Raw genomic sequence first — 9,217 nt, forward strand, 5'->3', positions numbered from 1 at the left:
CCGGATCACAGGTTAAGGTTTTACTGAGAAGGATAAGGTCATGCGCCATCGTAAGAGTGGTCGTCAACTGAACCGCAACAGCAGCCATCGCCAGGCTATGTTCCGTAACATGGCTGGTTCGCTGGTTCGTCATGAAATCATCAAGACGACCCTGCCGAAAGCGAAAGAACTGCGTCGCGTAGTTGAGCCGCTGATTACTCTTGCCAAGACTGATAGCGTTGCTAATCGTCGTCTGGCATTCGCCCGTACTCGTGATAACGAGATCGTGGCAAAACTGTTTAACGAGCTGGGCCCGCGTTTCGCGAGCCGCGCCGGTGGTTACACTCGCATTCTGAAGTGTGGCTTCCGTGCAGGCGACAACGCGCCGATGGCATACATCGAGCTGGTTGATCGTGCTGAGCTGAAAGCAGAAGCTGCTGCAGAGTAATCTGTAGTAACGTAAAAAAACCCGCCTCGGCGGGTTTTTTTATATCCTCGCTACGGCTGCTTCACTACAATATCTGTATTCTTTTTGTTCATCCCCGGAGCCGAATGATGTGGTTGCTGGATCAGTGGGCAGAACGCCATATCCTTGACGCACAAACCAAAGGCGAGTTTGATGATCTTCCTGGTCGTGGAGAGCCACTGACTTTGGACGATGACCTGCATGTGCCACCTGAACTACGCGCGGGCTACCGCTTACTCAAAAATGCCGGCTGTCTGCCTCCTGAACTTGAGCAACGACGAGAAGCCGTTGCGCTGGTCGATTTATTAAAAGCGGCCCGTCCGGACGATCCGCACTATGCAGAGCTCAGCCGCCGACTTGCGTTACTGGAACTGAAGTTACGCCAGGCAGGATTGAATACTGATTTTTTACGCGGTGAATATGCTGACAGGCTTCAGAATAAAATTGATGAGGAGTAGGTATGTACCGTATTGGTGAACTCGCAAAGCTGGCTGATGTCACACCCGATACCATTCGCTACTATGAAAAACAGCAGATGATGGCTCACGATGTACGTACAGAAGGTGGATTTCGCCTCTATACCGAGAACGACCTTCAGCGCCTGCGTTTCATCCGCTATGCCCGTCAGCTCGGGTTTACCCTTGAAGCGATCCGCGAATTATTGTCGATCCGTGTCGATCCGGAGCATCATACCTGTCAGGAGTCAAAAGGCATTGTTCAGGCACGCCTGAGCGAAGTCGACGCACGAATTAAAGAGCTACAAACAATGCGCCGTTCATTGCAACGACTCAATGAGGCCTGCTGCGGCACAGCTCATAGCAGCGTGTATTGTTCTATTCTCGAGGCCCTTGAGCAAGGAGCCAGTAGTGCTACGGTGGAACGTTGATTTTTTCATCGCGCGGATCTACACTCGCGCCGATCTCATTCACATTCAGGAGCTATTATGAGCCGCTATCAACATACGAAAGGGCAAATAAAAGACAATGCCATTGAGGCGTTGCTACATGACCCGTTATTCAGACAGAGAGTAGAGAAAAACCGGAAGGGGAAAGGTAGCTACCAACGTAAAGATAAACATGTGGGGCGGAATGACCGGGAGGCCAGTGGCAAAAGAGTGAATCACTTTTTTACCACTGGCCTTCTGCTTTCTGTTGCCTGATTACGAACGGTTATTCTGTTCTTTCAGCAGATCGCGAATCTCACTCAACAAGACTTCTTCTTTCGTTGGTGCCGGTGGCGCAGCAGGAGCTTCTGCCTTTTTGCGATTCAGGTTATTCATCAGCTTGATTGCCATAAAAATGGCAAAGGCCACGATCACGAAATCAAACACGTTCTGGATAAACACCCCATAATGCATTACAACAGCCGGGACATCGCCCTGTGCATCGCGTAACGTGACGGCGAACGATTTAAAATCAATTCCACCAATCAGCAGGCCAAGTGGCGGCATAATAATATCGGCAACCAGTGACGATACAATTTTACCAAATGCCGCACCAATGATGACACCCACTGCTAAATCAACAACATTCCCGCGCATCGCGAAGTCGCGAAACTCTTTTAAAATACTCATTTTATTCTCCATAAACCCGCTAACAGAAGTAAGTTTATCAAATGTATTTCCATTTGCCATTGCTGTTGAATAATTGCTAAAAAATATTATCCCCTGATATATAAAGGATAATCAAAAAGGGCGCCATACAGGCGCCCGTGCAATTAGAGGAAGAAAGGACTGGGTTGGAAAAGACGCTCGACGTCGGATATAAATTTTTTGTCGGTCAGAAACATAATGACGTGATCGCCCTGTTCAATACGCAGGTTATTATTCGCGATCATTACGTCATTGCCACGGACGACAGCACCGATGATCGTGCCCGGCGGTAGCTTGATCTCATCGATCGCGCGACCTACTACACGGGAGGTACTTTCATCGCCGTGAGCCACAGCTTCAATGGCCTCCGCGACACCGCGGCGCAGGGAGGAGACGCCAACAATATCAGCCTTACGGACATGGCTCAGCAGGGCGGAGATCGTGGCTTGCTGCGGCGATATAGCAATATCGATCACGCTACCCTGCACCAGATCGACGTAGGCTTTCCGCTGGATCAACACCATGACTTTTTTAGCGCCCATCCGTTTGGCCAGCATTGCGGACATGATATTAGCTTCATCGTCGTTGGTGACGGCAATAAAGAGATCCACTTGATCGATGTGTTCTTCCGCCAGCAGCTCCTGATCCGAGGCATCGCCATAGAAGACGATCGTATTCTGTAGTTTCTCCGCAAGCTCGGCGGCGCGTTGCTGATCGCGTTCGATCAGCTTAACGCTGTAATCTTTCTCAAGACGACGAGCAAGACCTGCGCCGATATTCCCCCCGCCAACCAGCATGATGCGCTTATAGGGTTTTTCCAGGCGCTGTAGCTCACTCATGACGGCACGAATATGCTGCGATGCGGCAATGAAGAATACTTCATCGCCGGCTTCAACGATTGTCGAACCCTGCGGGCGAATGGGCCTGTCGTGGCGGAAAATGGCCGCTACGCGAGTATCGATATGCGGCATATGTTCGCGCATTGTCGAGAGCGCATTCCCCACCAGTGGACCGCCGTAGTAGGCTTTTACCACCGCGAGGCTGACTTTACCTTCGGCAAAGTTTACGACCTGCAGTGCTCCCGGGTATTCAATAAGTCGGTAGATGTTGTCGATAACTAACTGTTCAGGGGCGATCAGATGATCGATAGGCACCGCTTCCGAGTGGAACAGTTTTTCGGCATCCCGTACATAATCCGGAGAACGGATACGCGCAATACGATTAGGCGTATTGAACAGTGAATAGGCAACCTGGCAGGCGACCATATTGGTTTCATCTGAACTGGTTACGGCAACCAGCATGTCGGCATCATCGGCGCCTGCTTCACGCAGCACGCGTGGATGGGAACCGTGCCCCTGAACAACGCGAAGGTCGAATTTATCCTGCAGGCTGCGCAGGCGGTCACCATTGGTGTCGACCAGGGTGATATCGTTGTTCTCTCCCACGAGGTTTTCCGCGAGAGTTCCGCCTACCTGACCGGCGCCCAGAATAATAATCTTCATCAGCAGTGATCCATTATTTCCGATGTTTGATCAGCTTAGCGTAAAAGAACCCGTCACCCTCTTCTGCGCCGGGCAAATTTTGCACGCCCGGCTGCTCAGGCGTGCCGGTGAGGCTGAGCTCTGCATCTGGCGTACGCTTCAGGAATGCAGCAATTTGCTGGCTATTCTCTTCCGGAAGAATTGAGCAGGTCGCGTAGACCAGTGTTCCGCCAGGTTTCAGGTGAGGCCAGATGGCGTCAAGAATCTCCGCCTGCAGCTGGGCCAGCTCGGCAATGTCGCGATCGCGGCGTAGCCATTTAATATCCGGATGACGACGAATGACGCCGGTTGCTGAACAGGGGGCATCGAGCAGAATGCGATCGAACTGTTCGTCTTCGCACCACTGAGCGGGATAGCGGCCATCACCCTGCTTCACCTGCGCTTTCATGCCGAGTCGCTTCAGGTTGTCATAGACACGCGACAGGCGCTGCTCATCAATATCAACCGCCAGGACGCTGGCCTGCGGCGCAACTTCCAGAATATGCGTCGTTTTACCGCCGGGTGCAGCACACAGGTCGAGGATTCTCTCGCCGTTTTCCGGGGTCAGGTAGCGCATACAGCCCTGGGCTGAAGCATCCTGGACGGTAACCCAGCCCTGGTCGAATCCTGGTAATGCCTGAACGGGGGCCGGCGTGGCCAGACGCACCGCATCCGGATAATCAGGGTGGGTAAACCCGTGCAGTCCGGCCTCTTCCAGCAGCGCAAGCCACTCATCGCGTGAATGATGACTGCGGTTTACGCGCAGCCACATGGGCGGGCGTTGGTTATTTGCATCGACAATAGCCTGCCATTGCTGCGGCCATGATTTTTGCAGACGCTTGAGCAGCCATGCCGGATGAAGAAAACGACTCTCACTTTGGGCAAATTCGGCCAACAAAGCTTCCTGCTGGCGCTGAAACTGGCGTAAAACGCCGTTGATAAGTCCCTTCAACTGCGGGCGTTTGATGGCTACCGCGCCTTCCACCGTTTCTGCCAGCGCAGCATGGGCTGGAATGCGGGTATAGAGCAGCTGATAAAACCCCACCATAATTAAATAGTGAACGGTTCGCTGTTTGCCCGTCATCGGGCGAGCCATCAGTTTGTTAACCAGCCAGTCCAGCTGGCTGAGGGTACGCAGGACACCAAAGCACAGCTCTTGCAGCAGCGCTTTGTCCTTTTCCCCGACCTTTTGCTGTAATGGCGGCAGAACGTTACTTAATGACTGACCTTGCTCAACAACCTGCTCAACGGCTTTCGCCGCCAGACTGCGTAAATTTAGATTTTTTTTCATAACCGCAAAATAAAAATGCCCGGTAAACCCGGGCCTTAGAAATGACTACCGTCAGGAGAGACGGTTACCGGGGATAAACCATTCCCGGCGAGAATTTAGCAAGTCCTGGGCGCTCATTGCTTTTTTACCTGCCGGCTGCAATGACTCGAGGTTCAGGATGCCATTGCCGGTTGCCACCTGAATGCCTTGCTTGCCAGCGGCCACGATCGTACCAGGTTCAGCACCGCTGGTTTCAGCAATGACGGATGCCTGCCACACTTTCACCGGTTGCTCATCAATTTCCAGCCAGCTCATGGGCCACGGGTTGAAGGCGCGAATACAACGTTCGAGCTGCGCAGCGGAAAGAGACCAGTCAATGCGCGCTTCTTCTTTACTGAGCTTCTCAGCGTAGGTCATCAATGCCTCATCCTGGACTTCCGGCTGAGTTGAGCCGTCTGCGAGCTGAGTTAACGTTTCCAGTAACCCTTGTGGGCCGAGCTCTGCCAGCTTGTCATACAGACTGGCGCTGGTATCTTGCGCAGCGATCGGGCAGGAGAGTTTATGCAGCATGTCTCCTGTATCCAGACCGACATCCATCTGCATGATGGTCACACCGGTTTCGGCATCACCCGCCCAGAGTGAGCGCTGTATAGGCGCCGCTCCGCGCCAGCGCGGCAGAAGAGAACCGTGGACGTTAATACAGCCAAGGCGCGGCATATCCAGAACCGCTTTTGGCAGAATCAGTCCATACGCGACGACGACCATGACATCGGCATTAAGCGAGGAGACCAGCTGCTGGTTTTCCTGTGGACGCAGGGATGCCGGCTGGAATACCGGCAAATTGTTAGCTTCAGCCAGCACTTTTACCGGGCTCGGCATGAGCTTTTTACCGCGGCCAGCGGGGCGATCGGGCTGGGTAAATACGCCAACGATCTGGTGCCCAGACGACAGCAGCGCATCGAGATGACGCGCTGCAAAATCGGGGGTTCCCGCAAAGATAATACGTAGTGATTGTGACACGTTAGTCCTTGTCCTCAGGCACGCGTACGCAAACGGTCCAGTTTTTCAACTTTCTGGCGAATACGCTGTTGTTTTAGCGGCGACAGATAATCGATAAACAGTTTGCCTACCAGGTGATCCATTTCATGCTGGATACAGATAGCCAGCAGGCCGTCAGCATTCAGTTCAAACGACTTGCCTTCGCGATCCAATGCACGAATCTTCACGGTTTCGGCACGTGGCACCAGTGCACGCTGTTCCGGGATAGACAAGCAACCTTCTTCGATGCCCGTTTCACCGTCTTTTTCCAACAGCTCCGGGTTGATTAACACCAGCTGCTCTTCACGGTTTTCTGAGACATCGATAACGATAATGCGCTGATGAATATCCACCTGGGTAGCGGCCAGACCAATACCTTCTTCCGCGTACATCGTCTCGAACATATCATCGACGATACGTTGAATTTCCGCATTAACTTCTTTTACCGGTTCAGCGACTTTGCGAAGGCGCTCGTCCGGGATATGTAACACTTGCAAAACTGCCATAAAGATCCAGAGTCGTATTCAGGAGTTGATAAGATTATTAGCTCTATTCTAGACAAAACCCCCTGTAATTGACAGTCTCGCTGTCCAATCGCAAAGATTGTTAAAGCCACTTATGGCAGGGGACAGGGATGGTACCTACGGAGATCTGGCTGCGTCTGATGAAGGTGAACGGCCTTTATGGTGACGGGATGGTGATGGCTGCCAGAATACTGCATGCAGCCCCGGTGCCAGATAGCGAAGTATTGTACGTCTGCGGGCTTAGCGCAGCGCAAGCGAAGCAATTTCTATCCGTTAGCCAACGAGAGCTTGAGTCTACCCTATTGTGGCTGGAGCAACCCGGGCGCCACCTGCTGCTGGCCGATAGTCCTTATTATCCACCCCGACTGCGCGCCATCGCTGACTATCCCGGCGCGCTTTTCGTTTGTGGGGATTTAGCTGTGTTAAGCAGTTTACAGCTGGCCGTTGTCGGCAGCCGCTCCCACTCCTGGTACGGTGCCCGGTGGGGGAAACAGTTCAGTGAAGACCTGGCGCATCTTGGTATCACCATTACCAGCGGCCTGGCGATCGGCATTGACGGCGTCGCTCACCGCGGCGCACTTGAGGCGCGCGGGAAGACAATCGGCGTACTTGGCAATGGGTTAGGCGCAATCTACCCACGTCGTCATCATGCATTAGCCGGAAAGATAGTGGAAAGCGGAGGAGCATTGCTGTCTGAGTTTCCCCTTTCAACCTCCCCGTGGCCGGGAAATTTCCCTCGTCGGAATCGAATTATCAGCGGACTCAGTATTGGCGTGCTGGTGATTGAGGCCGCTCTGAAAAGCGGCTCGCTGGTGACGGTTCGCTGTGCGCTGGAACAAGGAAGAGAGGTTTTTGCATTACCCGGGCCGGTAGGTAATCCGGGTTCCGAAGGCCCACACTGGCTGATTAAACAAGGCGCCATCCCCGTGACATCAGCGCAAGATATCATCGACCATTGCCAGCAGGAGCTGCGATGGCTCCAGGATGTGCCTGACAAGATAAATAATTGCATGGATCCGCCTCCCGTAGCATTGCCATTTCCAGAGCTCCTGGCTAACGTAGGAGATGAGGTAACACCTGTTGACGTTGTCGCTGAACGTGCCGGCCAATCTGTGCCAGTGACCGTAGCTCAGCTACTTGAACTGGAGTTAGCAGGCTGGATCGCAGCTGTACCCGGCGGCTATGTCCGATTAAGGAGGGCAAGCCATGTTCGACGTACTCATGTATTTGTTTGAGACTTACATCCAAAACGAAGCAGAAATGCGCGTGGACCAGGATAAACTGACCCGGGATCTCACCGATGCAGGATTCGATCGGGAAGATATCTACAACGCGTTGATGTGGCTCGAGAAACTGGCTGACTATCAGGAGGGGCTCGTTGCTCCCATGCAGCTTGCTTCTGACCCGCTCTCTTTGCGGATTTATACCGAAGAAGAGTGTCTGCGTCTGGATGCCAGTTGCCGGGGATTTTTATTATTCCTCGAGCAGATTCAGGTGTTGAACCTCGAAACGCGGGAAATGGTGATAGAGCGTGTGCTGGCTCTGGATACAGCAGAATTTGATCTGGAAGACCTGAAATGGGTGATCCTGATGGTACTGTTTAATATTCCGGGCTGCGAAAATGCCTATCAACAAATGGAAGAATTACTCTTCGAAGTAAATGAAGGTATGCTGCACTAATCTTATTGCGGCAACATCGAGTTGTTATGACCAAATCAGCACTGTTTTCGGTGCGTAAAAATGAGCCCTGCCCACAGTGCGGGGCTGAACTGGTAATCCGCTCCGGGAAACACGGGCCGTTTCTCGGCTGCTCGCACTATCCGGACTGTGACTATGTCCGTCCGCTGAAAAATCAGGCGGACGGACATATCGTAAAGGTACTGGAGGGGCAGGAGTGTCCGTCTTGCGGTGCCGTTATGGTGTTGCGCCAGGGGCGCTTCGGTATGTTTATTGGTTGCAGCCGTTATCCGGAATGTGAGCATACTGAAACTATTGATAAGCCTGACGAAACAGCAATTTCCTGCCCGCAGTGTGGGCAAGGGCAGCTGGTTCAGCGCCGTTCTCGTTTCGGCAAAACCTTTCATTCCTGCGATCGTTACCCCGATTGCCAGTTCGTTATCAACTTCAAACCGGTAGCGGGTGAATGCCCTGAATGCCACTATCCGCTATTAATCGAAAAGAAAACGGCGCAGGGCGTCAGACGCTTTTGTGCCAGTAAACAATGTGGAAAGCCGATCCCGGCGGAACAAATCAGTGAATAAGAACCTGCACTCAGAAACCGTCGCCCATGCCGTGACGGTACTGCATAACGAACATGTCATCGCCTATCCAACAGAAGCCGTTTTTGGCGTAGGTTGCGATCCTGACAGCGAAGCGGCGGTCATGCGCCTGCTGGCGCTTAAACAACGCCCCGTTGAGAAGGGGCTCATCCTGATCGCGGCCAGCTACGAACAGCTGATACCTTATATTGATGATTCGCAGCTTAATGATACACAGCGAGCGGCGATCTTCTCCTGCTGGCCGGGGCCGGTCACTTTTGTCTTTCCGGCTCGTGCCACAACGCCACGCTGGCTGACCGGGCGCTTCGATTCCCTGGCGGTACGCGTCAGCGATCATCCGCTGGTGGTCGAATTGTGTGAGGCCTATGGCAAACCGCTGGTTTCAACTAGCGCGAATTTATCCGGTCAGCCGCCTTGCCGCACCACGGCTGAAGTTCTGGCTCAGTTTGGCGCCAGTTTCCCGGTTGTCGATGGTGCAACGGGGGGGCGTCAGAATCCGTCTGAAATTCGCGATGCCCTGACGGGCGAACTCTTTCGCCAGGGGTAATTT

Annotated in this window: 13 protein-coding genes; 8 read left to right on the forward strand and 5 right to left on the reverse strand. The window is 53.1% G+C overall.

The features are described 5' to 3' along the window. The first annotated feature begins 40 nt into the window (after positions 1-40). The 4 genes from rplQ to DSD31_RS02350 all read left to right on the forward strand — a co-directional run bounded on the left by rplQ (position 41) and on the right by DSD31_RS02350 (position 1,604). Positions 41-427: a 50S ribosomal protein L17 gene (gene rplQ, locus DSD31_RS02335; RefSeq protein ID WP_004868344.1), complete on the forward strand. Its 387-nt coding sequence runs from the start codon at positions 41-43 to the stop codon at positions 425-427. 107 nt (positions 428-534) lie between these two features. Beyond that, positions 535-903 (forward strand): DnaJ family domain-containing protein, encoded by a 369-nt coding sequence (locus DSD31_RS02340; protein WP_004868343.1) that lies wholly within the window; start codon positions 535-537, stop codon positions 901-903. A 2-nt stretch (positions 904-905) separates the two neighbouring features. Then, a complete protein-coding gene (zntR, locus tag DSD31_RS02345) occupies positions 906-1,331 on the forward strand; it encodes a Zn(2+)-responsive transcriptional regulator (protein ID WP_015585629.1) in 426 nt (141 codons plus the stop codon). Between the two features lie 57 nt (positions 1,332-1,388). Then, a complete protein-coding gene (locus tag DSD31_RS02350; RefSeq protein ID WP_004868338.1) occupies positions 1,389-1,604 on the forward strand; it encodes an alternative ribosome-rescue factor A in 216 nt (71 codons plus the stop codon). On the opposite strand, the gene mscL is transcribed toward DSD31_RS02350, so the two are convergent. The 5 genes from mscL to def form a co-directional block, all read right to left on the reverse strand. After that, complete coding sequence (mscL, locus tag DSD31_RS02355) at positions 1,605-2,018, reverse strand: large-conductance mechanosensitive channel protein MscL (protein WP_004868336.1); 414 nt, start codon at positions 2,016-2,018, stop codon at positions 1,605-1,607. 143 nt (positions 2,019-2,161) lie between these two features. Continuing rightward, positions 2,162-3,538: a Trk system potassium transporter TrkA gene (gene trkA / locus DSD31_RS02360; protein WP_004868333.1), complete on the reverse strand. Its 1,377-nt coding sequence runs from the start codon at positions 3,536-3,538 to the stop codon at positions 2,162-2,164. Between the two features lie 13 nt (positions 3,539-3,551). Further along, entirely contained in the window at positions 3,552-4,847 is a 1,296-nt protein-coding gene (gene rsmB, locus DSD31_RS02365; protein ID WP_004868331.1) for a 16S rRNA (cytosine(967)-C(5))-methyltransferase RsmB, read from the reverse strand. A 51-nt stretch (positions 4,848-4,898) separates the two neighbouring features. Continuing rightward, positions 4,899-5,846: a methionyl-tRNA formyltransferase gene (fmt, locus tag DSD31_RS02370; RefSeq protein ID WP_113990812.1), complete on the reverse strand. Its 948-nt coding sequence runs from the start codon at positions 5,844-5,846 to the stop codon at positions 4,899-4,901. Between the two features lie 14 nt (positions 5,847-5,860). After that, complete coding sequence (gene def / locus DSD31_RS02375) at positions 5,861-6,370, reverse strand: peptide deformylase (protein WP_113990813.1); 510 nt, start codon at positions 6,368-6,370, stop codon at positions 5,861-5,863. A 128-nt stretch (positions 6,371-6,498) separates the two neighbouring features. Here def and dprA point away from each other — a divergent pair, with 128 nt between their 5' ends. Genes dprA through tsaC form a run of 4 tightly spaced genes read left to right on the forward strand, consistent with a single transcriptional unit; the run spans position 6,499 to position 9,214 of the window. Next, complete coding sequence (gene dprA / locus DSD31_RS02380) at positions 6,499-7,623, forward strand: DNA-protecting protein DprA (RefSeq protein WP_104896775.1); 1,125 nt, start codon at positions 6,499-6,501, stop codon at positions 7,621-7,623. Continuing rightward, entirely contained in the window at positions 7,595-8,068 is a 474-nt protein-coding gene (smg, locus tag DSD31_RS02385) for a DUF494 family protein Smg (RefSeq protein WP_004868322.1), read from the forward strand. Before dprA ends, smg begins: the two co-directional genes overlap by 29 nt. Before the next feature lie 26 nt (positions 8,069-8,094). After that, positions 8,095-8,649: a DNA topoisomerase family protein gene (locus DSD31_RS02390; RefSeq protein ID WP_004868321.1), complete on the forward strand. Its 555-nt coding sequence runs from the start codon at positions 8,095-8,097 to the stop codon at positions 8,647-8,649. After that, positions 8,642-9,214, forward strand: a complete 573-nt coding sequence (tsaC, locus tag DSD31_RS02395; protein WP_004868318.1) for an L-threonylcarbamoyladenylate synthase type 1 TsaC — start codon at positions 8,642-8,644, stop codon at positions 9,212-9,214. The genes DSD31_RS02390 and tsaC overlap by 8 nt, the downstream gene beginning before the upstream one ends. Positions 9,215-9,217 lie beyond the last annotated feature (3 nt).

Source organism: Klebsiella sp. X13, assembly GCF_003323835.1.
In the GTDB taxonomy this organism is placed as follows: Bacteria; Pseudomonadota; Gammaproteobacteria; order Enterobacterales; family Enterobacteriaceae; genus Klebsiella; species Klebsiella ornithinolytica.